Annotated in this window: 22 protein-coding genes; 14 read left to right on the forward strand and 8 right to left on the reverse strand. The window is 69.0% G+C overall.

Translation table 11 applies throughout. The features are described from left to right. Positions 1-139: 139 nt before the first annotated feature. Positions 140-1132 carry a LacI family DNA-binding transcriptional regulator gene (locus ACFYRH_RS00090; RefSeq protein ID WP_387765572.1) on the reverse strand — a complete coding sequence of 331 codons (993 nt, stop codon included), beginning with the start codon at positions 1130-1132 and terminating at the stop codon, positions 140-142. 109 nt (positions 1133-1241) lie between these two features. Between ACFYRH_RS00090 and ACFYRH_RS00095 the strand changes: the two genes are divergently transcribed. From ACFYRH_RS00095 to ACFYRH_RS00105, 3 genes are all read left to right on the forward strand, one after another. Next, a complete protein-coding gene (locus ACFYRH_RS00095) occupies positions 1242-2468 on the forward strand; it encodes a DUF4032 domain-containing protein (protein ID WP_387765575.1) in 1227 nt (408 codons plus the stop codon). Positions 2469-2545: 77 nt separating this feature from the next. Continuing rightward, positions 2546-3691, forward strand: coding sequence for a galactonate dehydratase (dgoD, locus tag ACFYRH_RS00100; RefSeq protein WP_387765578.1), 1146 nt, complete (start codon positions 2546-2548; stop codon positions 3689-3691). 17 nt (positions 3692-3708) lie between these two features. Continuing rightward, entirely contained in the window at positions 3709-4905 is a 1197-nt protein-coding gene (locus tag ACFYRH_RS00105) for a glycoside hydrolase family 27 protein (protein ID WP_387765580.1), read from the forward strand. Here ACFYRH_RS00105 and ACFYRH_RS00110 read toward each other — a convergent pair. Genes ACFYRH_RS00110 through ACFYRH_RS00120 form a run of 3 tightly spaced genes read right to left on the reverse strand, consistent with a single transcriptional unit; the run spans position 4898 to position 7262 of the window. Next, positions 4898-5347, reverse strand: a complete 450-nt coding sequence (locus tag ACFYRH_RS00110) for an NUDIX domain-containing protein (RefSeq protein ID WP_387765583.1) — start codon at positions 5345-5347, stop codon at positions 4898-4900. The two genes, ACFYRH_RS00105 and ACFYRH_RS00110, sit on opposite strands and share 8 nt — an antisense overlap. Next, on the reverse strand, positions 5347-6114 hold the full coding sequence (locus ACFYRH_RS00115) for an SDR family NAD(P)-dependent oxidoreductase (protein WP_387765586.1): 768 nt from the start codon (positions 6112-6114) through the stop codon (positions 5347-5349). Before ACFYRH_RS00115 ends, ACFYRH_RS00110 begins: the two co-directional genes overlap by 1 nt. Beyond that, positions 6114-7262, reverse strand: coding sequence for an acyl-CoA dehydrogenase family protein (locus tag ACFYRH_RS00120; RefSeq protein ID WP_387765589.1), 1149 nt, complete (start codon positions 7260-7262; stop codon positions 6114-6116). Before ACFYRH_RS00120 ends, ACFYRH_RS00115 begins: the two co-directional genes overlap by 1 nt. A gap of 87 nt (positions 7263-7349) precedes the next feature. Between ACFYRH_RS00120 and ACFYRH_RS00125 the strand changes: the two genes are divergently transcribed. The 3 genes from ACFYRH_RS00125 to ACFYRH_RS00135 all read left to right on the forward strand — a co-directional run bounded on the left by ACFYRH_RS00125 (position 7350) and on the right by ACFYRH_RS00135 (position 9908). Then, the gene (locus tag ACFYRH_RS00125; protein ID WP_387765592.1) at positions 7350-7934 is read left to right on the forward strand and encodes a TetR/AcrR family transcriptional regulator; all 585 of its coding nucleotides are present in this window, start codon (positions 7350-7352) and stop codon (positions 7932-7934) included. Between the two features lie 78 nt (positions 7935-8012). Continuing rightward, on the forward strand, positions 8013-8897 hold the full coding sequence (locus ACFYRH_RS00130; RefSeq protein ID WP_387765595.1) for a S1 family peptidase: 885 nt from the start codon (positions 8013-8015) through the stop codon (positions 8895-8897). A 126-nt stretch (positions 8898-9023) separates the two neighbouring features. After that, positions 9024-9908 (forward strand): S1 family peptidase, encoded by an 885-nt coding sequence (locus ACFYRH_RS00135; RefSeq protein ID WP_387765598.1) that lies wholly within the window; start codon positions 9024-9026, stop codon positions 9906-9908. 53 nt (positions 9909-9961) lie between these two features. Here ACFYRH_RS00135 and rlmB read toward each other — a convergent pair whose 3' ends face one another. Together rlmB and cysS are read right to left on the reverse strand one after the other, a co-directional pair. Next, positions 9962-10924 carry a 23S rRNA (guanosine(2251)-2'-O)-methyltransferase RlmB gene (gene rlmB, locus ACFYRH_RS00140; RefSeq protein ID WP_387765601.1) on the reverse strand — a complete coding sequence of 321 codons (963 nt, stop codon included), beginning with the start codon at positions 10922-10924 and terminating at the stop codon, positions 9962-9964. A 1-nt stretch (position 10925) separates the two neighbouring features. Further along, the gene (gene cysS / locus ACFYRH_RS00145) at positions 10926-12362 is read right to left on the reverse strand and encodes a cysteine--tRNA ligase (protein ID WP_387765604.1); all 1437 of its coding nucleotides are present in this window, start codon (positions 12360-12362) and stop codon (positions 10926-10928) included. 69 nt (positions 12363-12431) lie between these two features. On the opposite strand from cysS, the gene ACFYRH_RS00150 reads away from it, so the two are divergent. From ACFYRH_RS00150 to ACFYRH_RS00165, 4 genes are all read left to right on the forward strand, one after another. Then, the gene (locus ACFYRH_RS00150; protein WP_387765607.1) at positions 12432-13643 is read left to right on the forward strand and encodes a neutral zinc metallopeptidase; all 1212 of its coding nucleotides are present in this window, start codon (positions 12432-12434) and stop codon (positions 13641-13643) included. A 101-nt stretch (positions 13644-13744) separates the two neighbouring features. Then, entirely contained in the window at positions 13745-14575 is an 831-nt protein-coding gene (locus ACFYRH_RS00155) for a lysozyme (protein ID WP_387765610.1), read from the forward strand. A gap of 31 nt (positions 14576-14606) precedes the next feature. Further along, positions 14607-15164 (forward strand): GNAT family N-acetyltransferase, encoded by a 558-nt coding sequence (locus tag ACFYRH_RS00160; RefSeq protein WP_387765612.1) that lies wholly within the window; start codon positions 14607-14609, stop codon positions 15162-15164. Positions 15165-15224: 60 nt separating this feature from the next. Beyond that, complete coding sequence (locus ACFYRH_RS00165) at positions 15225-16517, forward strand: peptidase C39 family protein (protein ID WP_387765613.1); 1293 nt, start codon at positions 15225-15227, stop codon at positions 16515-16517. Positions 16518-16589: 72 nt separating this feature from the next. Here the strand turns inward: ACFYRH_RS00165 and ACFYRH_RS00170 are convergent, their stop codons facing one another. Then, positions 16590-18275, reverse strand: coding sequence for a DUF2207 domain-containing protein (locus ACFYRH_RS00170; protein ID WP_387765615.1), 1686 nt, complete (start codon positions 18273-18275; stop codon positions 16590-16592). Between the two features lie 139 nt (positions 18276-18414). On the opposite strand from ACFYRH_RS00170, the gene ACFYRH_RS00175 reads away from it, so the two are divergent. Beyond that, the gene (locus tag ACFYRH_RS00175; protein ID WP_387765617.1) at positions 18415-19731 is read left to right on the forward strand and encodes a neutral zinc metallopeptidase; all 1317 of its coding nucleotides are present in this window, start codon (positions 18415-18417) and stop codon (positions 19729-19731) included. A gap of 1285 nt (positions 19732-21016) precedes the next feature. Continuing rightward, entirely contained in the window at positions 21017-22024 is a 1008-nt protein-coding gene (locus ACFYRH_RS00180; protein ID WP_387765619.1) for a neutral zinc metallopeptidase, read from the forward strand. Positions 22025-22052: 28 nt separating this feature from the next. On the opposite strand, the gene ACFYRH_RS00185 is transcribed toward ACFYRH_RS00180, so the two are convergent. Further along, the gene (locus tag ACFYRH_RS00185; RefSeq protein WP_387765621.1) at positions 22053-23762 is read right to left on the reverse strand and encodes a DUF2207 domain-containing protein; all 1710 of its coding nucleotides are present in this window, start codon (positions 23760-23762) and stop codon (positions 22053-22055) included. Between the two features lie 78 nt (positions 23763-23840). Here ACFYRH_RS00185 and ACFYRH_RS00190 point away from each other — a divergent pair, with 78 nt between their 5' ends. Both ACFYRH_RS00190 and ACFYRH_RS00195 read left to right on the forward strand, forming a co-directional pair. Continuing rightward, on the forward strand, positions 23841-25049 hold the full coding sequence (locus tag ACFYRH_RS00190; protein WP_387765623.1) for a neutral zinc metallopeptidase: 1209 nt from the start codon (positions 23841-23843) through the stop codon (positions 25047-25049). Positions 25050-25073: 24 nt separating this feature from the next. Beyond that, a complete protein-coding gene (locus ACFYRH_RS00195) occupies positions 25074-25469 on the forward strand; it encodes a hypothetical protein (protein ID WP_387765625.1) in 396 nt (131 codons plus the stop codon). Positions 25470-25479: the final 10 nt, after the last annotated feature.

Raw genomic sequence — 25479 nt, forward strand, 5'->3', positions numbered from 1 at the left:
GGGTGCGTGCCCAGCGTGCGGTGGGCTTGAACAGGTTATTGCCTGTGTAACAGCCCCAGATCCTGTCCACGCCCCCGGCGGACGGCCGGCGGGCGGCCGGCGGGTGGACGGCGGTGGACGGGTGGCGGGGGGCGTGGGACTAGGTGTGGGCTCTTGCTGTGGAGGCGCGGACGACGAGTTCTGGCTCGAAGAGCAGTTCGTCGGCGGGTACGACGGCGCGCTCGATCAGCGCGACCAGGATGTCGACCGCGGCTCGCCCCATCGCGTCGATCGGCTGCCGCACGGTGGTCAGCGGCGGGTCGGTGCAGTTCATCATCGCGGAGTCGTCGTACCCGATCACCGAGACGTCGTCCGGGACGCTCAGGCCGGCCCGGCGAACGGCGCGGATGGCGCCGAGGGCAAGGATGTCGCTGGCGCAGACGATGCCGGTGACGCCCCGGCCGACCAGCCGGGTGGCGGCCGCATGCCCGCCCTCGAGGGAGAACATCGTGTGCTCGACGAGCTCCGGATCCGCCTCCTCCGCAGCCAGGAAGGCGTCCAGTTTCCGGCGTGAGGGGATGTGGTCGCGCGGGCCGAGCACCATCCCGATCCGGCGGTGACCGAGCGCCCGCAGGTGCCCGATCGCCATCTCCGCGGCGACGTGGTCGTCCGACGAGACCTGCGGGAAGCCGAGGTGGTCGACCGCCGCGTTGACCAGTACGGTCGGCAGCTTCCGCTCCTGGATCAGCTCGTAGTGCTGGTGCGGCGCGTCCGCCTGGGCGTAGAAACCGCCGGCGAACACCACACCCGACACCTGCTGCTGCAGAAGCAGGTCGACGTAGTCGGCCTCGGACACGCCGCCGACCGTCCGGGTGCAGAGCAGGGACGTGAAACCTTGCTGCGCGAGCGCGCCCCCGACCACCTCGGCGAACGCCGGGAAGATCGGGTTCTGCAACTCGGGCAGGACCAGGCCGACGAGGCGCGCGCGATCACCGCGGAGCTGCGTGGGCCGCTCGTACCCGAGCACGTCGAGAGCGGTCAGGACGGCTTCCCGGGTCGCCTCGGACACCCCGGGCTTCCCGTTCAGGACCCGGCTCACGGTCGCTTCGCTGACGCCGACCTTCTTGGCCACCTCTGCAAGTCGTCGTGTCATGACGCAAACTCTACGCCTCACAACGCAAGAATTTGCAAGGGCTTGCGTACGCCGTTTCGCGGTGCGGATCAGCTCCCTGCGAGGTCAGGTTGCTGACAGACTGGTGCCCGTGCCCCGATTTGTCGCTACCCGCCCGGACACCGGTCTGCTGTCGCTCCCGTGGGACGTCCCGCTGGAGGACTGGCCCGAGGACCAGCTGGTCGCGCTGCCGCGCGGTATCTCGCGGCACGTGGTCCGGTTCGTCCGGGTCAACGGCAGCGTCTACGCGATCAAGGAGGTCCTCGAGCATCTCGCGCTGCACGAGTACCGCCTGCTCCGCGACCTCGAACGCCTGGAGGCGCCGTCGGTCGAACCGGTCGGCGTGATCACCGACCGGGTGGACCGCAACGGCGAGCCGATCGACTCGATCCTGATCACCCGGCACCTGCAGTTCTCCCTGCCGTACCGCGCGCTGTTCTCCAGCACGCTGCGGCCCGACACCGTGAACCGATTGATCGACGCGCTGGTCGCGCTGATCGTCCGGCTGCACCTGCTCGGTTTCTTCTGGGGTGACTGCTCGCTGTCGAACACCTTGTTCCGGCGAGATGCCGGCGCGTTCGCGGCGTACCTGGTGGACGCCGAGACCGGTGAGCTGCACCAGGACATCTCCGACGGTCAGCGGGCGCACGACCTCTACACCGCGGAGATCAACCTGTTCGGCGAACTGCTCGACCTGCAGGAAGGCGGTCTGCTCGACGAGTCGATCGACCCGCAGGAGACGGTCGAGTCGATCCAGAAGCGGTACGAGGCGCTGTGGGCCGAGCTGACCGCGCCGGAAGAGTTCGCGAACGACGAGATGCACCGGCTGGACTCGCGGATCCGGCGGCTGAACGAGCTCGGCTTCGACGTCGCCGAGATCGACATCATCACCGACTGGGACGGCAGCCAGGTCCGCATCCAGCCGAAGGTCGTCGACGCCGGTCACCACTCGCGGCGGCTGCTCCGACTCACCGGCCTGGACGTCGAGGAGAACCAGGCACGCCGGTTGCTGAACGACCTGGACTCGTTCGCCGCCGCCACCGACCAGCAGAACGAGGACGAGGAGATCGTCGCCCACCAGTGGCTGAGCGAGGTCTTCGAGCCGGTCGTGCAGTCCGTCCCACGCAACCTGCGCCGCAAGCTGGAGCCCGCCGAGGTGTTCCACGAGGTCCTCGAACACCGCTGGTTCCTGTCCGAACAGGCCGGCCACGAGGTCGACACGATGGAAGCGGCCCGCTCGTACGTGAACGACGTACTGTCCGCGAAGCCCGACGAGAAGCTGGCGCTGCCGACACCCGCCGGCCCGGACGCCGACTGACCCGCATCTGACCCGCATCTGACCCGCATCTGGACAGCACCGCGCGGATCCGGGCTCGTCGTGCTTAGGGTTGAAACGTGAAAATCCTGGGGTACGAGACGTTCCTGGTCGCGCCGCGCTGGCAGTTCCTGCGGATCGACACCGACGAAGGCATCAGCGGGTGGGGGGAGCCGATCGTCGAGGGCCGTGCCGAAGCCGTGCAAGGGGCCGTCGCGGCGTTGATGGAGTACCTCGTCGGCACCGATCCGCTGCGGGTCGAGGAGCACTGGCAGGTGATGGCCAAGGGTGGGTTCTACCGTGGTGGGCCGGTTCTCTCGAGCGCGCTGGCCGGGATCGACCAGGCGTTGTGGGACATCAAGGGGCGGTACCACGGCGTACCGGTGCACGAACTGCTCGGCGGGCCGGTGCGTGAGCGGGCCCGGATGTACACCTGGGTGCACGGCCGCGACAACGCGGAGCTGGTCGACCAGGCCCAGGCGAAGGTGGCGAAGGGCTTCACCGCCCTCAAGCTCAACCTGTCCGAGGCGCTGCCGCCGATCCCGTCGGCCGCACAGCTGCGAGCGGCAGCGAGCCGGGTCGAGGCCCTGCGCGGTGCGCTCGGTGACGGCATCGACATCGCCCTCGACCTGCACGGCCGATTCAGTACGACGGCCACTCGCCAGATCCTGCCGCTGCTCGAACCCCTGCTCCCGATGTTCATCGAGGAGCCCGTGCTCCCGGAATTCTCCCGCGACCTGCGGCGGATCACCGAGTCGACCAGCATCCCGATCGCGACCGGCGAACGGCTCTTCTCCCGCTGGGACTTCCGCGACGTCCTGACCACGGGAATCGCCGTCGCCCAGCCCGACATCTCGCACGCGGGCGGCATCTCCGAGGTACGGCGGATCGCCGCGATGGCCGAGATGTACGACGTCAGCGTCGCCCCGCACTGCCCGCTCGGACCGATCACGCTGGCCGCGAGCCTGCAGATCGACTTCGCCATCCCGAACTTCCTGATCCAGGAACAGAGCCTCGGCATCGAGTACGGCGGCGGCAACGCGCTGCTCGACTACCTGGTCGACCCGGAGGTCTTCGCCTTCACCGACGGGCACGTCGCACGCCCGACCGGCCCCGGGCTGGGGATCGAGGTCAACGAGGACGTGGTCCGCGCGGCGGCCGCGGAGCCGCACCGCTGGCGCTCCCCCGTCTTCCGCCACGACGACGGCTCGTTCGCCGAATGGTGAGCGCGAAGACCCCACCGATGGGGTGGAACAGCTGGGACTGCTTCGGTACGACGGTCACCGAGGCCGAAGTACTGGCGAACGCCCAGGTCATGCACGACCAGTTGCTGCACGCCGGCTGGGACACGATCGTCGTGGACATCGCGTGGTACGACCCGACGGCGCGGTCGCACGGGTACAACGACAACGCGCCGGTCGTGCTCGACGAGTACGGGCGGCAACTGCCCGCGCCCAACCGGTTCCCCAACGGGTTCGCGGCGTTGGCGAGCAAGGTGCACGAGCTCGGGCTGAGGTTCGGCCTGCACATCATGCGCGGCATCCCGCGGCGCGCGGTCGAGCTCGATCTTCCGATCCACGGCACGTCGTGGACGGCGAGCGAGGTCGCGGACCGGGACAACGTCTGCGCGTGGAACCCGGACAACTTCGGGCTGAACCACGACCACCCCGGCGCGCAGGCGTACTACGACGCGCAGGTCGCGCAGTTCGCCGAGTGGGGTGTGGACTTCGTCAAGGCGGACGACATGCTGGCGCCGTACCACGAGCGCGAGATCGCGGCGTACGCGCGGGCGATCGAGCGAAGTGGACGGGACATCGTGCTCTCGCTGTCACCCGGCACTCAGCTGTCGACGCATCACCTCGACCATCTGCGGGCCAATGCGCGGATGTGGCGGATCTCCGACGACCTCTGGGACCGATGGGAGGACGTGCACGCACAGTTCGCCCGGCTGGCGCGGTGGGCGCCTTTCCAGCAGGCCGGCGCGTGGGCGGACGCGGACATGCTGCCACTCGGCCACATCGGTATCCGCGCGGAACGTGGTGACGACCGCGCGAGCCGGCTCAGTCTTGACGAGCAGAAGACGTTGCTCACGCTGTGGGTGATGGGCCGCTCGCCGTTGATGATGGGCGGCGACCTCCCCACGTCATCCCCGGAAACCCTTTCGCTGTTGGCGAATCCAGCGCTTTCCGAGGTTCTCACCAGCTCGTACGACGGGCGCGAGGTGATTCGCGAACCGCTGGACGACGGCGAGCTGATCGTCTGGACCGCACGGGGTCGGGACTGCTCGTACGCCGCGATCTTCTGGACTGGGTCGACACCGCGAGAGGTCTCTGTGCCGCTGGAATCCCTTGCCGCGAAGGGCTCCGCGCAGAACCTGTGGGGTGACCCCACGGATGGCGACGTGCCGGCGCACGGTGTGCGCTGGCTGAAGTTCAGTTGAGGGCTCTGACCAGCCATTGAGAGATCGGAGCATCGCCGAGTTCGGCGAGGTCGTGGATCCACCGGGCCTCGGCGATCTCCGGCGAGCGCTGGACTGCGTCGCTGGACGTGGTGGCGGTGAGCGTCGTCAACGTGTCGTGCTTGCCCTCGAGCGTGGTGACGGTGGTGTACACCTCGGCAAAGCTTTCGGGGGTGACGACGAGACCCAGTTCCTCGTGGATCTCCCGCGCGACGGCTTCGGCAGGCGTCTCGCGGGCGGGCTTGTAGCCGCCGCCGGGCAGGCCCCAGCGGCGGGTGTCGGCGTACGAGTGGCGGACGACCAGGAATCGGCCGTCCTCCAGCCGCAGCAGCGCTTTCACGCCGAACGTGGTCGGCTTGCGGATCCGGAACCAGAGCTGTGCGAACGGCGAACCCACCCGGAGCAGGAACGCCCGGAAACGCATCAGCGCGGGGGCATGCGGAGGGCGCCGTCGAGGCGGATGACCTCGCCGTTCAGGAGCTGGTTGTCGAGGACGTGCCGGACCAGGGCGGCGTACTCCGACGGCTTGCCGAGCCGGGACGGGTGCGGCACCTGCTGCTCGAGCACCGTCCGGGTCTCCTCCGGCAGGCCGGCCAGCATCGGCGTCTCCATCGTGCCCGGCGCGATCGTGACGACGCGGATGCCCTTGTCGGCCAGGTCGCGCGCGGCGGTCAGCGTCAGCGCGACGATCCCGCCCTTGCTGGACGCGTACGCCGCCTGCCCGATCTGACCGTCGTACGCCGCGATCGACGCGGTCATCACGACGACGCCCCGGTCACCGTCCGCGGTGGGCTCCGCCGCGATCATCCGCTCGGCCGCGAGCCGGAGCACGTTGAAGGTCCCGATCAGGTTGACCTCGATCACCTGCCGGAACGTTGCCAGCGGCAACGGACCCTTGCGTCCGACGACCCGGCCCGGCGTCGCGACGCCGGCGCAGTTCACCACGACCCGCAAGGTTCCGAGCTCCGCCGCTGCATCGAGCGCGGCGGTCACCGCGGCCTCGTCCGTGACGTCGGTCGGTGCGAACACCACGCGGTCGCCGAGCTCGTCCGCGACGGCCTTACCCGGCGACGACGGCAGGTCCACGATCACGACACCCAGCCCGTCCGCCGCGAGTCGCCGTACCGTCGCTTCTCCGAGACCGGAACCGCCACCGGTGACCAGCGCGACGTCGGACGGGCTGAACTCCATCAAACACTCCTGAGTAGGTCGCGGCTGATCACCAGTCGCTGGATCTGGTTCGTACCTTCGAAGATCTGGGTCACCTTGGCCTCGCGCATGTACCGCTCGGCCGGGAACTCCCGGGTGTAACCGTACCCACCGAGCACCTGGACCGCGTCGGTGGTGACCTTCATCGCCGCGTCCGTGCAGACCAGCTTCGCGATCGCCGCCTCGCGGGTGAACGTCCGGCCGAGATCCCGGCGCCGGGCCGCGTGCAGGTACGTCGCCCGCCCGGACTCGACCGCGGCGGACATGTCGGCCAGCAGGAACTGCACGCCCTGGAAATCGGCGATCGCCTGCCCGAACTGCTGCCGCTCCTTCGCGTACGCCGTCGCGAGATCGAGCGCCGCCTGCGCCAGGCCGGTCGCACACGCCGCGATCCCGAGCCGGCCGGAGTCGAGCGCGGACAGCGCGATCCGCATCCCGTCGCCCTCGGCGCCGATCAGGTTCGCGGCCGGGACCCGGACGTTGTCGTAGTTCACCAGCGTGGTCGTCGAACCGGTCAGCCCCATCTTCCGCTCGGGCGCACCGAAGCTCATCCCCGGCAGCCCGGCCGGCACGTGGAACGCGGAGATGCCGTGCTTGCGGTCGTCGGAGGTCCGGGCGAAGGTCGTGTAGAAGTCGGCGTACGAACCGTGGCTGATCCACGCCTTCGTCCCGTTCAGGACGTAGTCGTCGCCGTCCCGGACCGCCTTCGTGGTCATCGAACTGATGTCGGACCCGGCCTGCGGCTCGGACAGCGCGTAGGCGCCCAGCCACTCCCCGCCGACCATCTCCGGCAACAGCCTGGCCTTCTGCTCCTCGCTACCGAACGTGGCCAGACCGTAGCTCGTCATCGTGTGCACCGAGACCCCGACGCCGACCGACATCCACGCGGACGCGATCTCCTCGAGCATCTGCAGGTACACCTCGTACGGCTGCTCGGCTCCTCCGTACTGGTCCGGGTACGGCAGGCCGAGGAGGCCGGCCTTGCCGAGGGTCCGGAACGCGTCCCGGGGGAACGTCTCGCTCTCCTCCGCGCGGGCGGCGTGCGGAGCGAGCTCGTGCTCACACAGATCACGGACCAGGGCGAGCAAGTCAACGGATTCGTCAGTGGGCAGAAGTCGGTCGACAGCCATCGGGAACCCCCCTCTCACGGCTGACCAAAATGATACTCGGAACGATACTGAAGAACATAGCTGAGTATCGTTCTATGCTGTCTCGATATGACAACAGTCGTTCCGGGGCGGCGGACCCGCCGGCAGTCCGAGCTGCTCGACCGGCTCCTCTCACTGTTCCTCGAGCAGGGCTTCAGCCGGTTCACCCTGGATGACCTGGCGGCCGAGCTGCGCTGCAGCAAGACGACGCTGTACGCGCTGGCGCCGAGCAAGGAACAGCTCGCCGTCGAGGTGGTCAAGCACTACTTCAAGAATGCCACCGCGCAGGTGGAGTCCGCGGTGGACCGGCAGACCCGGCACGACCGCCGAATCGCGGCGTACCTGGGCGCCGTCGCGGACGCCCTGCGGCCGGCCAGCCGGACGTTCCTGGACGACGTGGCCACGTTCGCGCCGGCCCGGTCGGTCTACGAGCGGAACACCCGGATCGCGGCCGAGCGGGTCCGGCAGCTGATCGAGGACGGCATCAACAACAAGACGTTCCGGCAGGTCGACATCGCGTTCGCGGCGGAGATGATCGCGCACACCATGCAGGCCATCCAGCGTGGCGACATCGCCCGGCGGACCGGCCTGAGCGACGCCGAGGCGTACCGCGAACTGGCGTCGTTCGTGCTGCACTCGCTACGCCTCGACTGAACCGCCCGGCCGATTAGGGTGGGTGCCCGTCCTCTTGCTGCCACATCGCGCATCAGAGCCGTACGCCCCGGAAGGCTGATGACCATGAAATCTCTCCGCAGAACCGCGGCCCTGGTGGCGGCCGCCGGTCTCGCACTGGCCGCCGCCGTACCGGCCAGTGCGGATCCGGTGAAGCCGCCCAGGCTGTCCGCCCGTGCGATCACCGAGACGCTGAACGACCAGATCCACACCGCCGGTACGGCGTGGATGACCAAGCCGGACGGCACCGTCGTGGTGTCGTACGACCCGACCGTCACGGGCACGAAGCTGTCCAAGCTGACCGGCCTGACCAAGCAGCTCGGCACGAACGTCAAGCTGGAGAAGCTGCCCGGCAAGCTGCAGAAGTACATCAGCGGCGGCATGGCGACGTACGGCGGCGACTACAAGTGCTCGGTCGGCTTCAACGTGCAGCGGCGCGGTAAGTACTACTTCCTCACCGCCGGTCACTGCGGCGTCGACGCGGCCCGCTGGTACCAGGACCCGAACCACCGGGTCTACACCGGAGCCGTCTGGAACGCCACGTACCCGTACCACGACTACTCGCTGGTCGTGTATCGCACCGACATCAAGACGAAGCCGCCCGGCGGCAGCGTGTACCTGTACAACGGGCGTTCGCAGGACATCACTGTCGCGCGGAACCCCGGCCTGAACCAGCTGGTGTACCGCTCCGGCGCGACCAGCGGCCTGCACAGCGGACGAGTGACCGGACTGAACGCCACGGTGAACTACGGCGACGGGCGTGTGGTCGGTCTGATCCGGACGAGTGTGTGCGCCGAGCCGGGCGACTCGGGCGGTCCGCTGTTCTATCGGCAGTACGCCTTCGGCCTGACCTCCGGCGGCTCCGGCGACTGCACGTCGGGCGGCGTGACGTACTTCCAGCCGGTTGTCCAGGCGCTGAACGCGTACGGGGTCTACATCTACTGAGTGCAGGTTTCCCCTACTCTCCGGATTTACCTGAATACTCAGGGAGAGAATGGGTAGGACTGCTCACGGTTGAAGTCAAGGACGTCCCGCCCCGAAGGCGTCCTGACTCGTGAGGAGGCTGAAACCGTGAACCTGTCATCTTTCCGCCGTACCACCGCTGTCCTGGCCGCGGCCGGGCTCGCAGCCGCCGGACTTCTGGCGACGCAGGCCTCGGCCGCACCGGTCAACCCGTCCACCCTGTCCGCGACCGCGATCACGTCCACGCTCAGCAAGGACGCGACGATCCCCGGTACGGCGTGGCAGACCAATCCCGACGGCCGGATCATCGTCTCGTACGACGACACCGTCAGCGGCGCCAAGCTGTCGAAACTGACCAGCGTCACCAAGCAGTTCGGCGACCGGGTCACGCTGGAGAAGATCTCCGGCAAGCTGACGAAGTACATCGCCGGCGGCGACGCCATCTACGGCGGGCAGTACCGCTGCTCGCTGGGCTTCAACGTGCGCAGCGGCAGCACCTACTACTTCCTGACCGCCGGTCACTGCGGGAACATCGCCTCCAGCTGGTACTCCAACTCCAGCAAGACCACGCTGCTCGGGACGACCTACGGGTCGAGCTTCCCGGGGAACGACTACGCGATCGTGAAGTACAGCACGTCGTACACCAACCACCCCGGAACGGTGGACCTGTACAACGGCAGCACGCAGGACATCACGTCCGCCGGCAACGCGACTGTTGGTCAGGCGGTCAAGCGCAGCGGTAGCACCACCGGTGTGCACAGCGGTTCGGTCACCGCGACGAACGCCACGGTGAACTACGCCGAGGGCACCGTCACCGGCCTGATCCGTACCAACGTCTGCGCCGAGGGCGGCGACTCCGGCGGCGCGCTGTTCGCCGGTTCGGTAGCCCTCGGACTCACCTCCGGCGGCTCCGGCAACTGCTCGTCCGGCGGCACCACCTACTTCCAGCCCGTCACCGAGGCGCTCTCCCGCTACGGCGTGAGCGTCTACTGACCCAGACCTGACGGTGGGGCCGGGGAACGCCTCCCCGGCCCCACATTCGTCTTCTAGCCCCGGCGGCGGGAGATTTCGTAGAGGGTCACGCCGGCGGCGATGCCGGCGTTCAGCGACTCGGTGGCACTCGTCATCGGGATCGAGACGATCAGGTCGCAGTTCTCCCGGACCAGGCGGGCCAGACCCTTTCCCTCGGAGCCGATGACGAGCACGATCGGCTCGGTCGCGGCCTCGAACTCGGGCAGCTCGACGGCGCCGTTCATGTCCAGGCCGATCACCAGCAGGCCGGCGTCCTTGTACGACTTCAGCGCGCGGTTCAGGTTGCCGGCCCGGGCGACCGGGATCCGGGCCGCGGCACCGGCCGAGGTCTTCCACGCCGACGCCGACATCGACGCCGTACGGCGCTCCGGGACAACTACCCCGTGCGCGCCGAAGGCGGCGGCGGAGCGGGTGATCGCGCCGAGGTTGCGCGGGTCCGTGACGCCGTCGAGCGCGACGATCAGCGGCACCTCGCCGGCCTCGTGCGCCCGGTCGAGCAGGTCGTCCGGGTGCGCGTACTCGTACGGCGGGATCTGCAGCGCGACGCCCTGGTGCGAACCGCCGGCGGTGACCCGGTCGAGCTCCGAACGCGGCACCTCGAGCACCGAGACACCGGTCTCGACCGCGACCAGCAGCGCCTCCCGCAGCCGGGCGTCCCGCTCGGTGCCCTCGGCAACGTGCAGGGCCGCGGCCGGTACGCCGGCCCGCAGCGCCTCGACCACCGGGTTGCGCCCGTACACCCACTCGACCGTCGCGTCGCCGTCCTTGCGCGCCGGACGCCGGCCGCGCTGCTCCCGTTCCTTGGCGCGCTCGGCCGCCTTGGCCCGCTTGTGCGCCGGGTGCTTGACCCGGTCGACCGCCTTCGGCGTCGGGCCCTTGCCCTCGAGTCCGCGGCGGACCCGGCCGCCGGAACCGGCCGTCGGGTTGCCCCGCGGCTTCTTCCGGATGGCTCCCTTGCGCTGGCTGCTGCCTGGCACGTCAGTTTCCTTCGTCAGTCGTAGTTGCTGCGGCCAGGGACCAGCGTGGCCCCTGGGGGGTGTCCTCGACGACGACGCCGAGCGCCTTCAGCCGGTCGCGGACGGCGTCGGCGGCGGCGTAGTCCTTGCGTTCCCGGGCGGCCTGCCGCTGCTCCAGCAGCGCCTTCACCAGCCCGTCGACCACCTCGGTCAGCTCGTCGCTGCCGCCGGCCCTCGACACCCACGGCTCGGTCAGCGGGTCCAGGCCCAGCACGCCGAGCATGCCGCGCACCGACGCGAGCGCCTCGCGCAGGTCCGCGGAGTCCCCGTCGGCGACCAGCTTGTTCCCGTCCCGGACGGTGTTGTGCAGTACGGCGACCGCGGCCGGCGTCCCGAGGTCGTCGTTCATCGCGGCGACGAAGTCCGACGGCAGCTCCGCGGCCGGCTCGACGCCGCCGGTCACCTCGGTGGCCCGGTCCACAAACCCTTGGAGGCGCTGGAAGCTCTTCGCGGCCTCGTCGAGCGCCTCGAAGGAGAACTCGACCACCGAGCGGTAGTGCGACTGCACCAGGTAGTACCGCAGCTCGATCGGGCGGACCCGCTCGACGACGTTCCGGACGACGGCGCTGTTGCCCATCGACTTCGACATCTTCTCGCCGGCCGTGGTGACGAGCGCGTTGTGCATCCAGAACCGGGCGAACTTCTGCCCGACCGCGGTCGACTGGGCCAGCTCGTTCTCGTGGTGCGGGAACCGCAGGTCCAGGCCGCCGCCATGGATGTCGAACTCGTCGCCGAGGTACTTGCCCGCCATCGCGGAGCACTCCAGGTGCCAGCCCGGGCGGCCGCGGCCCCACGGGGTCGGCCACGAGGCGGTCCGCGGAGTGCCCTCGACGTACCCCTTCCACAGGGCGAAGTCGCGGGGGTCGCGCTTGCCGCGCGGGTCCGCGTCCTCGGCGGCCTCCATGTCGTCGATCCGCTGGTGCGAGAGGGCGCCGTACTCCGGCCAGGAGCGGACGTCGAAGTACACGTCACCGGAGCCGTCCGGAGCGACGTACGCGTGGCCGCGCTCGATCAGCTGCTCGATCATCTCGAGCATCTCCGGGATGTGCCCGGTGGCCCGCGGCTCGTACGTCGGCGGGCGGCAGCCGAGCACGTCGTACGCCCAGTGCAGCTCACGCTCGAACTCGTAGGCGTGTGCCCACCACGGGACGCCGCGCTCGGCCGACTTCGCGAGGATCTTGTCCTCGATGTCGGTCACGTTCGCGATCACGGTCACCTGGTAGCCGGAGCGCTCCAGCCAGCGGCGCAGGACGTCGAAGACCACTTCCTTGTAGATGTGCCCGACATGCGGGGCACCCTGCACCGTCAGCCCACAGTGGTAGATCCCGACCTTGCCCGGATGGACCGGTACGAAATCCCTCACTGCTGCTGTCGCGGTGTCGTACAAGCGAAGTGTCACCGACCAAGGGTACCGGGAAGTGGCACTCCCTCTTGACAAGATGTCGATGACCAAGGCACAGGAGGACTCTTGTCGTACCAGGGACCGTACGGACCGCCGCCGGGGCAGCAGCAGGGACCACCTCCCCAGGGGCCGCCGCCCCAGTACGGGCCGCCGCCGCAGTACGGGCCGCCGCCGCAGCAGTACTGGGGTCCACCACAGGGTCCCCCGCAGGGGCCGGGGTTCGGGTTCGGGTCGAACGGCTACCCGCCGCCCAAGAAGAAGGGCAAGGCGGCCTTCATCGTCATCCCGATCGCGCTGCTCGGCCTGGCCGTCGTCGGCCTGCTGACCGTCAGCACGATCCTCAAGCACAACGGCGACGACGAGTACACGCAGCCCGAGCCGACGTATACAGAGCCCGCGCCGACGTACACGACCTCCGCGGTGCCGACCTCGAGCACGTCCACGACGGCCCCGACGGTGCCGGCGACCCGGACGACGCAGCCGAAGCCGGTCCCGACCCGGACCACCACCCGGCCGACGCCGACCAAGACCGCCGCGCCGCAGCCGTCGGACAACACCATCGTCACGAAGAACCGGATCTACAAGACCGGCGTGATGAGGACGGTGAACTGCCGCGAGCCGGCCTCCCGCCCGACCAGCCTCCCCAACGCCCGCAAGTACTACGCCGGTGTACTCACCTGCCTGCTGCGCGCCTGGCCGCGCCAGGTGACGGCGGCCGGCGGCCGGTTCACCGCGCCGACGCTGCTCGTGTTCACGGGGTACGCCGAGAGTCCGTGCGGCGGTGGTGGCGGCAACGGGATCTCGTTCTACTGCTCGACGAACAAGACGATCTACATGGACGCCGGCACCGACGTGCAGTTCTGGCGGCAGAACAGCAACATCTCGTACCAGAACCACTGGAAGCGGATGACGATGGCGGACACGGTCGCCCACGAGTTCGGCCATCACGTCCAGTACATGACCGGCATCCTGACCGCCCAGCTGAATCTGCAGTACCAGTCGTCGCAGACCAAGGCGCTGGAGATCAGCCGCCGCAAGGAGCTCCAGGCGAGCTGCTTCGGCAACGTGTTCCTGGGTGCGAACAAGTCCAGCTTCGGGATCACCGGTGACATGAAGTACCAACTGGACTACCTGCACTCGCACCAGGGTGACGAGTACGGAACGCAGCCGGACCACGGCAGTCGCGAAGTACTCCCGCTCTGGACCACGCCCGCCTTCAAGAGCCGGAATCCGGCCTCCTGCAACACGTTCACCGCGCCGGCCAAACTGGTCCGGTAATTGTTCACCTGCACCACAGACGAAATGGTTGATTCTTACCCGGTCCGGGTAAGAATCAACTCCGAGCGCTCTGTCCGCCCCTCATCGCTCTGGAGGAAACCGTGAAGTCCGCCCTTTTCACGGGTGCCGCCGTCACCCTTGGCCTGCTGATGGCCTCGGTCGGCTCCGCCCAAGCAAGTAGCACACCGCACCAGCCCACCACCCAGGCCCGGCAGCACGGCATCGACCGCGCCGGCGACGCCTACATGGGCTGGACACAGAACACCACCACCGCGACGACCACCGCGGCAACGCCGGCCGTGATGGCGCCGGCGGCAACTGTCGAAGGCATCGACGTGTCGAGTCACCAGGGCAACGTCGACTGGGCCGCGCAGTGGAACGCAGGCAAGCGGTTCGCCTACACGAAGGCGACCGAGGGCAACTACTACACGAACCCGTACTTCGCCCAGCAGTACAACGGTTCCTACAACGTCGGCATGATCCGCGGCGCCTACCACTTCGCCACCCCGAACGACTCCAGCGGCGCGAACCAGGCGACGTACTTCCTGGCGCACGGCGGCGGCTGGTCGAAGGACGGCAAGACGCTGCCGGGTGCGCTCGACATCGAGTACAACCCGTACGGCGCGACCTGCTACGGGCTGAGCGCGTCGGCGATGGTCAGCTGGATCCGCGACTTCGCCAACACCTACAAGGCCAAGACCGGCCGTGACGTGCCGATCTACACCAACCTGGACTGGTGGTCGCGCTGCACCGGTAACAGCACCGCCTTCAACTCCACGAACCCGCTGTGGGTGGCGAAGTACGCCTCCTCGCCGGGTACGTTGCCGGGCGGCTGGCCGTTCCACACCATCTGGCAGTACAGCTCGACGCCGATCGACCAAGACCGGTTCAACGGCGACATGTCCCGGCTGCAGGCCCTCGCCAACGGATAAATCTGTTGCGGCGGTCGCTTAGTCTCGATCGGTGAGCTATTCGCTGCCGATCGAGACCGACCGCCTGACCCTGCGCCGCTACGTCGAGACCGACTTCGACGACCTACTGAAACTGCAGTCGAACCCCGATGTCACCCGCTTCCTGCTGTACGACGTGCGTACGCCGGAGCAGGTGCAGGAGGCGCTCGCCGGCCGGATGGCCGACGTGCCGATGGACCGCGACGGTCAAGCGCTCACCGCCGCGGTCATCGTCCGGGACACCGGTCAGCACGTCGGCGAGGTCGTGCTGTTCATGAACAGCGTCGAGCAGCGCACCGGTGAGATCGGGTACGTGTTCCACCCGGAGTTCCACGGCCGCGGGTTCGCCCGCGAGGCGGCGGTGGAGTTGCTGAAGCTCGGCTTCGAGGAGCTCGGCATGCACCGGATCATCGCCCGGCTGGACGCCCGCAACGACGGATCGGTGAACCTGCTGAAGCGCCTCGGCCTGCGCCAGGAGGCGCATTTCGTGCAGAACGAGTACCTCAAGGGCGAGTGGACCGACGAACTGGTCTTCGCGATGCTCAAGACCGAGTGGGACAAGCGTTCGTAATTAATTCCCGCGCCACGCCGACCCGCTGACATCAACTGCCAACGGGCTTACCGTCGAAGAATGATCTCCGCCCGCCCAGTCACTGCCCTGATGCTCGGCGCGGCCGTGCTCACCGCCGGCACGCTGCCGAGTGAAGCTGTCAAGGTCGCCTCCGACCGGCAGATCGCCTACCGCACCTGGACCTCCAGCGCCGACTTCCTGGCCGGCGACCAGTTCGGGACCACCGTCACCGACGGCGCCCTCACCTTCGGCACGTCGACCGGAACCACGTCGTACGTCGATCCGTTCGGGGACGGCACCGCCAGGTCCTACGACCAGACCAGCTGGATCTCCCCGCACGTCAGCACCGGTTTCGGCCTGACCGAGCTGGTCGCGTCCTGGAACGCGTCCACGCCACCCGGCACCTGGGTCGAGGTCTCGATGGCCGGTACGACGAACCTCGGCACGGCCACCAAGTGGTACGTGCTCGGCCGCTGGTCCGGCGGCGACGACACCACCGCCGGCGACATCCACCGCACCTCCGTGCCGAGCCAGGGCGACGCCAACGGATCTGTTGCCGTCGACACCTTCCAGTCCGCGACCGGCCAGTGGCTGGACCGCTGGCAACTCAAGGTCACGCTCTACCGGCTCAGCGGTACGACGCAGTCACCCGTGGTCCGGTCCGTCGGCGCGATGGCCTCCCGGTTGCCGTCCGACAAGAAGGTTGCCGCGAGCCCCCTCGGCGGTGCGGAGGGGACGGTGCTCGACGTACCGACGTACTCGCAGGAGACGCATATCGGGCACTACCCGCAGTGGGACGGCGGTGGCGAGGCCTGGTGCTCGGCGACGTCGACCGCGATGGTTCTGGACTACTACGGCGCGGGGCCGTCGCGCGCCGAGACCGCCTGGGTCGACCCGTCCGATCCTGACCCACAGGTGGACCACTCGGCCCGTTCGGTCTTCGACTACTCCTACGACGGCGCGGGGAACTGGCCGTTCAACACGGCGTACGCCGGGTCGCGCGGAGTGGACGCCTTCGTCACCAGGCTGCGGTCGCTGACCGAGGCGGAGCAGTTCATCAAGGCGGGGATCCCGTTGATCGCCTCACTGTCGTTCAAGAAGGGTGACCTGCCCGGAGCGGGGTACGGGACCAACGGGCACCTGATGGTGATCGTCGGCTTCGACCAGGACGGCAACGTGGTCGTCAACGACCCTGCGTCGCATCTGATCGCGAGTGACGAGCAGGTGCGCACGACGTACGACCGGACCGCATTCGAGAATGCGTGGGTGCCGCACTCGGGCGGGCTGGTCTATGTGCTGCATCCGGAGGGCATGCCGCTGCCTGCGCCGTCCGACCCACAGCACAACTGGTAACCCCCAGAAACGGCAGAGCCCGCGACGCCGGGGCGGCGTGGCGGGCTCTGTCCTGTAAGACCCTCGGAGAGCTCAGCGGGCGAACAGCGCACCCGTCAGGTTCGTGGTGAGGTTGCGGAGCGAGTCCGGCAGGTACTGCAGGTGCCAGCCGCGCGGACCGCGGTACCACGGGAAGCCCTCGTCCGCCTCGTCCGGCGTGGTGTCGGTGGCCACCAGTGCGTCGATCCAGCGCTCCGAGCCGCCGAGGACGACGGCGTACGGCAGGGCGCGGGAGCAGAGCTCGGCGTGCTGGTCGGTCGGCAGTTCGCTGACGTCCATCTCCAGCAGCTCACCGCGGATCGCGGCGACCTGGCCGAGGACGCGACCGGCGGCCGGCGCCTTCGCCGGCATGTAGCGGCCGACGATCAGCAGGCCGACACCGACCAGGGTGATCGCGATGCCGAGCAGACCCCAGGTCGACAGCAGGGCGAGCAGGACGGTGGCGACCACGCCGACCACCGTGGTAGCGATGCCGATCGTTGCCCACAGCGACCGAGTGCGGTCCGGGCGCTCGCTGAACCAGCCGCGCTTGACGACACCGTCGTACAGGGCGTCCTGGACCTGGGCGAGGTTCTCGCGGACCTGCTTTCCGAGCTCGGAGACCAGCACCGAGTCGGCGTCGCCGAAGATCGCCCGGATCAGGACGTTCTCGTAGCGGTGCAGCTCCTCCGACCGGGCGTTCGAGACCCGGCGCAGCTCCCAGTCCGGGCGCGCGTACTCGGTGGAGTGCTCGAGCTCGATGATCGTGATGTGGCCGCGGACGGCCAGGTCGATGATCGTCGCGGTCACGTCGACCGGGTCGATCCGCTCGTCGATCAGCGTCCCCACCTCACCGGGCCGCAGGTCGGACGGCGGGGTGAAGTCGATCCGCGCGTCGGTGCCGAGGCTGAACAGCGACGCCGGTACGACGCGCCGCGGGTCGATCTGGTCCCGGCCGCGCAGCCGGTACAGCACGAGCAGCGCGATCGCACCGAGCAGCAGCACCGCCAGTGCGGTGATCAGCTGCGCCGCGTCGGTGGAGAAGGCCCGCGCGAAGGTGTGCCGGTACTCGACGATCGAGTTCGCGGCGATCTGGCCGGCCGGGAAGCCGACCGCCATCTTCACCGTGTTCCCCGGCGGCAGGTTGGCCTGCTGGAACGTCGGTCCGGACGTCTCACCGATCTGCGCCAGCGTGCACGGGATGTTGCTGTCGATCGGACCCGCGACACAGGAGACGTGCGACACCTCGGGGACGCTGAAGACCACGTTCGCACTCTGGATCGGGAGGCTGATCCCGGTCAGCGGCGCGAACCGGACCTCGGTGCCGTCCAGGGTCTTGGCGACCGCGCCCTTCACCGTGTACGTGAAGTCGAGTTCCGTCGTACCGCTGGTGATGTCCGGGACCGCGATCGACGTCACGTCGCCGTCGGTCTTCAGCTCGGCCTTCTTGTCCTGGCCGCCGGCCTTGACCTGCAGGTCGCCGATCTCCTGGACGTGGTCGATGTCGTCGGGCAGGTGGTCCCGGGTGACGACGAACCGGGTGAAGGTGCCGGACACGTTGCTGAGCTTCCAGGTCTCCGCGACCCGGAGCAGGCCGTCACGCTCGACCCGGACCTGACTGTCGTAGTTGGTGACCACCGGGTCGGCGGCAGCGCTGGTGGCGACTGCGCTCGCGGGGACAGCGGACAGGCCGAGCAGGCCGAGGGCACACAGGGATAGCCCGAGGAGACGTAGACGCATCGCCCAATCACACCGTAGAGAGAGGGTCAGGTTGACACCGGGCACCCTAACGTCTGCCCAGTGTCAGACCACCAACGGGCACCCGGTCGGCGTCCCCCGCGGAAATAAGTTGAGCCTGGGCTCCGGTACCGTCTCGGGTGTGTCAGGCAACCAATGGGGCCCTCCTCCCGGCCCACCGCCCGCCTCCCAGCAGCCGCCTCCGCCGTGGCAGCAAGGACCCGGGTACGGCGGCCAACCGCAGCCCGGCCGCCCGTCGGGACCGCCCCAGGGACCGCCCTTCCAAGGACCTGGCCAGCCGTTCCCGGGACAGCAGTTCCAGGGGCAGCAGTTCCACGGGCCGCAGTTCCAGGGGCCGCAGTTCCAGGGCCAGGGGCAGCGTCCTGGCCGGCCGCAGTTCGGTTGGGGCGCTCCGCCAGGTGGACCGCGGCCGCCGAAGAAGACGGGCCGCGGCGGTGTGATCGTCGCGTTCACGCTGCTCGGCATTCTGGTCGTCGGCGTGATCGGGCTGAAGATCGTGTCCTTCACGCTGAAGCACAACGGCGACCCGTCGTACGCCGAGCCGACCACCACCACGTCGTACAGCCCGACGACGGAGCCGACGACCGGGCCGTCCCCGACCCGGACGACGAGCAGGCCGACAGCGACGCAATCGACCACGCAGGCGCCGCGGCCGACCACGACGCGGTCGACGACGACCGCCACCACCACCAAGCCCAAGACCAACCCCGGTCCGTCCGACAGCGACCTGGTGGTCAAGAACCGGTTGTACAAGGCTGGTGCGATGGCGCCGGTGGGCTGCAAGGAGTCCAAGGCCCGGCAGAGCACCGTGGCCGGCGCCAAGGCCAACTACCGGAACCTGGTGGGCTGCCTGAACAAGGCGTGGGCGCCGCTGGTGGCCAAGGCCGGTGGCCGGTTCCGGGCGCCGACCGTGCTGGTCTTCAGCGGCTCGGTGGCGACGCCCTGCGGCACCCACTACGACACCGCTCCGCCGTTCTTCTGTGGCACGAACGACACCATCTACATGAACCTGACCGAGGACGTCGGCAACTACAACAGGTACTCGGAGTCCTACCAGAAGGTCTGGGCGCGGATGTGGATGCTGCACCAGTTCGCCCACGAGTACGGCCACCACGTGCAGAACAACATGGGGATCCTGCAGGCGTACGCGCGGATCCGGTACGAGCGGCCGACGTACGCGAAGGAACTGGAGGACAGCCGGCGGCTGGAACTGCAGGCGTCGTGCTTCTCGGACATCTTCATCGGCTCGAACAAGCGCACGTACCCGATCACCGGGCAGTCGCTGTTCCAGTGGCGCTGGCTGATCGCCAACACCGTCGACAAGAACCGGGACCACGGTGCGCCGGCCATCCACAAGTACTGGGCGATGCGCGGGTGGGACGCCCGGAACCCGAGCGCGTGCAACACCTTCGCGGCGTCGGCGAGCAAGGTGCAGTGACGGTGGACTGCGCGCCGGGAACAATCTCGTTCGAGACGACTGGCCGGGGTAGCTAGCCTGGTGGGTCCGGATCGCGCAGAGTATGTCGCGCGAGATGTTGCACAGGATGTTCAGGGGGAGGCGGCTTCGGGCCCCCACCAGCGTGGAGATACACCGAGCAAGGTCGTGAGGAGCATCGATGTCGGACAACTGGAACCAGCCCCCGGGGAACGACCCGGCTGAACAACAGCCGTCGTCCCCACCGGAGCCCGGTCCCGGACAGGACCCCGCCGGTCCTGGTACAGGTCAGAACGCCGGTCAGGGTGGTACCGGCGGCAACCAGGGGCCGCACGGTAGCTGGTTCAGTACCCGGGAGGACTCCGGTCCGCGGGCGGAACAGAGTGGCGCGGGGCAGGGAGCCGGCGACGGACCGCAGGCGTCCTGGTGGTCCGGCGACAACGAGGCCAAGCGCGAGTTCCAGAACCCGGCGCAGCCCGAGGAACCCGCGAACAACTGGTTCGACGGCGGCTGGAACCCGGTCCGCCGCGAGCACCCTGACCAGCCCGTCCCCACTCAGAACCCGAACCCGAGCCGGCCCACCGGTCAGCCGGGTTCGCAGCAGTCCGGCCCTGCCCAGTGGGGTTCCAACCAGCCCGGCACACCCCGTTCCGCCCCCAACCAGCCAGGTCCCGCCCAGCAAGGCCGCGGACAGCAAAGCCCAGCACAGCAGGGTCTTTCGCAGCAGGGTCCTGCCCAGTCGGACTCGTGGCAGTCCGCGCCCACACAGTCGGGTCCTGCCCAATCCAGCCCGTGGCAACCAGGCCCGCCCCAGTCCGGTCCCGCACAATCCGGTCCGGGTCAGTCCAGCCCGTGGCAATCGGGCCCCGCCCAGTCCGGTCCGTCGCAGTCCGGTCCGTCGCAGTCCGGGACTGGTCAGTCCAGCCCGTGGCAGTCCGGTCCGGCGCAGCCTGGTCCGAACCAGCAGGGTTCTGGGCAGCAGGCAGGGTCTTGGCAGGGTGGGCCGACGCCTCCTGCGCCTGGGCAGTCCGAGTCGAGCGCCTGGCAGGCCGCGCCGCCAGAGCAGCCTCCGCGCCAGCAGAACGGCCCGCACTCCGAAGGCTCCTACCTCTGGGGCAACACCGGTCAGGGCCAACAGCAACAATCCTCCCCGTGGAGCAACGCCCTCCCGCCGCAGCAACAACAGCAGCAGTCCGGCCGCCACGCCGCCCCGCAGAACGGCCCCGGCCAGCAGAGTGGACCGGGTCAGGGCGGACCGGGTCAGGGCGGACCGGGTCAGCACGGCCCGATGGGTCAGCCGGTCCAGCAGGCGCCGACCTGGCAGTACCCACCGATCCCGATCCCGCAGCCCCCGGGCGGCCGGCGTCGCAAGCAGAAGAAACTGTCTCGTGGCCTGCTGATCGGCCTGGTCGTGCTCGCGGTCCTGGTGGTCGGCTCCGGTGTCACGCTGATCGTCCGCAGCGTCGGCGGCGGCAACGACCCACAGGCGAAGGACAGCCCGTCAGCGCCCGCCTCCGAGTCCCCGTCGCAGTCGGAGAGCCCGTCCGCGTCCCCGTCCACGACCGCCCCGCGCGGTCCGACGGCCGACGAGGTCGTCAAGGGCAGCAAGCTCTACACGGTCGGCCCGGTCTCCGCGGCCGCCTGCAAGGAGCCTCCGTTCGCGCCGGTCACGGTCGCCGCGGCCCAGCAGTACTACGCCCGTCTCCTGCCCTGCCTCAACCACACCTGGTGGCTGGCACTGACGAAGGTCAAGCTGCCGTTCCGCAACCCCAAGGCAGTCGTGTACGTCGGCAAGACGCCGTCCCCGTGCGGTATCCAGCGCAGCGTCCGCGCGGCGTACTGCGGTGCGAACGAGACGATCTACCTGCCGTTCGCGGTCGACAACCGGTACTACAAGTCCAACCCGGTCTACGCGCGGGCGATCATGCTGAACACGTTCGCCCACGAGTACGGGCACCACGTGCAGAAGCTCAGCGGGATCCTGGCCGCGTCGATGACCCGGCAGGCGACCATGACGCCGAACCAGAAGCTCACCGAGAGCCGTCGCCGGGAACTGCAGGCGACCTGTCTCGGCGCCGCCTACCTGGGATCGAACGCGGCCGCTATCCCGATGAGCGGCCCGTTGCTGGTCAACTGGAAGTTCCTGATCTCGCACTCGGGTGACGACTACGCCCGGCCGCGGGTGCACGACCACGGCAACCGGGTCAGCAACTACCAGTGGTCGATCGCCGGCTTCAACAGCAAGCAGCCGAACTCCTGCAACACCTTCACCGCGGCCGACGTCCGGGTCAACTAGACCGCGGTGAGGGCGCTGACCGCCGCCGTCAGCCGAACAGGCGACGGGCGGTGGTCAGCGACCCGCCGAAGGCGGTCACGAAGTTGCTGAGCGACTCCCCGATGTCGGACAGGTGCCAGTTCTCCGGACCGGAGTACCAGCCGATTCCGGCGTCGGGGTCGTCGTCGTCATCGGTCGCCGCGATCTCGAGCGCCCACTTCTCGGTCAGCCCGAGCACAGCGGCGTACGGCAGGCAGCGGGACGCGAACTCGAGCCGGTGGCTCTCCGGCAGGTCGGCCGAGGACTCGTTCGCCAGGTAGTGCTGCAGGCCGGCTACCCGGCCCAGCACCGTGGCGCCGCGAGCGGTCCGCGCCGGTGCGGCCTGACCGACGAGCGCGAGCACCAAACCGGCCGCCATCACGGCGAAACCGACCAGAGCGAACTTGCTGACGATCGCCAGCACCACAGTCAGTACGACGCCTGCGCCGAGCAGCACCAGACCCGCAGTGGTCCAGCGGTTCCGGTCGGCGTCCGGGCGGCTCTTGAACCAGCCCTGCGTGACGACGTCGGCGTACAGCTGCTCTCGGACCAGGTTGAGTCGCGGCCGCAGCGACGGGCCGAGCGCGGAGACCAGGACGGTGTCGCCGTCCGCGAACACCGCGTCCAACAGGGCCTTCTCGTAGGCCAGCAGCTCCGGGCCGCCCGGGTGCAGCCGCCGCAGCTCCCAATCCAGCTTGCCGAAGTGCGTTTCCCGGGGCTGCTCGACGATCGTCAGGTAGTTGCGCACGGCAAGGTCAAGCAGGGTGGCGGTGATGTCGACGACGTCGGCCGACTCGTCGACCACGGTGCCGACCTGGCCGGGCCGGATGCCGTCCGGTGCGGCGAACTGCGGACCGTCGGTGCCGTCGAGCACCGGGCGCTCCGGCCCGCCGTCATGCGTCTTCGCCGCATCCCGGCCGCGGAAGAACCACAGGCCGACCGCGCCGAGCAGCCCGATGCCGAAGATGATCACGGCCAGACCGACGGTGCTCGAGTCGACCGTGAACGCCCGGCCGAGCGACCAGCGGTCCGCGAACTTGGCGTTCGGCTGCACCGTGGCCTGGTCGCTCAGCCCGGTCAGGAACGTCACGCGGCCCCCAGCGGGTACGCCGTTCTGCTGGATCTCCAGCGCCGCCGACTCGGCCAGCTGCGAGGACGTGCACGGCATGCTCGAACCGGTCCGGCCGGCGAAGCAGGTCACCCAGGTCGCGAACGGGACGCTGATACTCAGGTCGGCCTTCGGGATCGACACGCCGAAGCCCTGGACCACCGGCCAGCTGACCTCGCGGCCCTCGATCGAGTCGGCGACCACGTTGTCCACGGTGTAGCTGTAGACGATCTTCGACTGACCGGACACGTTCACCGTCAGCTTGCGGCCGTCGTCGGTGCTCTGGTTCTGGAAGCCCTGGGCGGGCTGCCCGTTCACCGTCGCGGACACGTCCTTCAGGTCGTACGTGCGGTCGCGCTCGGAGTCGGACCGGACCCGCGTGGCCAGCGTGCGGCTGAACGTCGTACCGCCCGCGGTGAGGTCGACGGTCTCCTTGACCTGGAGCGCGCCTTCCTTGGTGAGCGTCGCGTCCGCGGAGTACGCCGTGATCTGGTCGTCGGCCTGGCCGGCCGCCTGCGCGGAAACCGGGCTGAGGGCAACGAACAGGGCGGCGACCGGGGCGGTCAGGGACATCAGCAGGGCAGCCGGGAGGAGGCGGCGCTTCGGTGACATGGGTCGAGAGTAGTCTCGTGCCGGTTCGTGCTGCGAACCCGACCGACCGCGTGACCGACCATCATGGAGGCCAGAGCTGTGAGCAGCCCGTACGGCTACGGCGGCCCGCCGCAGGGCCAACCTCTGGGCCATCAGCAGGGTCAACCACAGGGCCGCCCGCTCGGCCCGCCGCCCGGTGTCCTGCCGCCACCGCAGTCCGCTCCGTGGCCGCCGCAACAGGGCCAGTTCCCGCCGCGCCCGGGCCCGCAGCAAGGTCCCCCGTTCCAGGGCGGCCCGATGCAGGGCCCACCGATGCAGGGCCCACCGATGCAGGGCCCACCGTACGGCGGCCAGTGGGGCCAGCCGTACTACGGCGGCCCGGGCCAGTTCAACGGGTTCCAGCCACCACGCCGGCGTGGCGGACCGCTGCGCCTGATCCTGCTCGGCTTCGTGCTGCTGATCTTCATCGGTGTGTCGGTCGCGGTGCTGGCCACGGTGCTGGGCAGCAGTAGCAGCGAGAACACGGCGGACCCCGAAGTCAGCGGCCCGTCGATCGTCCCGACGCCGTCGACGAACCCGGAGAAGGGCTCGGCCGAGGACTACCTGCTGAACGCGGACGTCTACCGCACCGGTCCGCTGACCGAGGAGAACTGCCCGGCGGCGAACCTCGGTGACGGCAGCCTGGCGGTGCAGAAGGTCTACTACCAGCGCCTCTTCAAGTGCCTGAACGACGCCTGGCGCCCGGTCTTCAAGGAGCTCGGCCAGGACAAGCCGGACCCCGGTCTGGTGGTGTTCGACAAGCCGGTCCAGACTGCCTGTGGCAACTTCCAGCCGTTGTCCGGCCGCGTCCTGGCGTTCTACTGCTACGGCAACCAGGTGATGTACGTCGACGTGAAGCAGATGAACCGCGCGTTCGGCCCGAAGCAGGACCTGGCGTACCTGATGACGATCGCGCACGAGTACGGCCACCACGTGCAGGGCGTCACCGGTCTGTTCTACGCGCGGGCGGCGTACCTCCAGGACCATCCGGACCAGAAGCTGGAGAGCTCCCGTCGGAACGAGCTGCAGGCCTCGTGCTTCGGCGGCGTGTTCAGCAAGGCAGTGGAGAAGTCGTACCCGTTGACGGACCGGCTGGACGAGTTCAAGGAGCAGTCCAGCAACAGCTTCGGTGAGTCGGCGGACACCCCGGAGGACGAGCGGACGCACGGTCTGGCGACCAGCCAGGGCTTCTGGATCCAGAACGGGTTCAACATCGGCGCGAACAAGGCCTGTGACACGTTCGCGGTGTCGGCGGACCTGGTGAAGTGACCGATCTGCCGACGAAGGTCTGAGATGGATGCGATCCGGAAACTCCCGCAGGGGCAGGCCAACCTGGCCCAGGGTGTACCTGACGCCGAGCCGGGCACGCTGTTCGTGCTGACCGTCGGCGGTGGTGTCCGCGTCGACGCCGGACCGCTCCGGACCATTCTGTTCGGACGAAACCGCCCCGAGGTCCACGTGTGCGTCGGCGAGGACGATGCACGGGTCAGCCGAATGCACGGCGCGATCAGCTACCGCTCCGGCCAGTGGTGGGTCGCTGTCACCGGCCGCCTCCCCCTGCGCTCCTCACACAACCAGAAACTCTTCGCAGGCGAGGACCCGACCCCCCTCGCCCCCGGCTACACCCAGCTCTTCGTCCAAGGCTCCGACAACCGCGAACATGTGATGGAGCTCTACGTCGTCGCCTAGTGTCCTCAGG

It is taken from the genome of Kribbella sp. NPDC004875 (genome assembly GCF_042873375.1).
In the GTDB taxonomy this organism is placed as follows: Bacteria; Actinomycetota; Actinomycetes; order Propionibacteriales; family Kribbellaceae; genus Kribbella.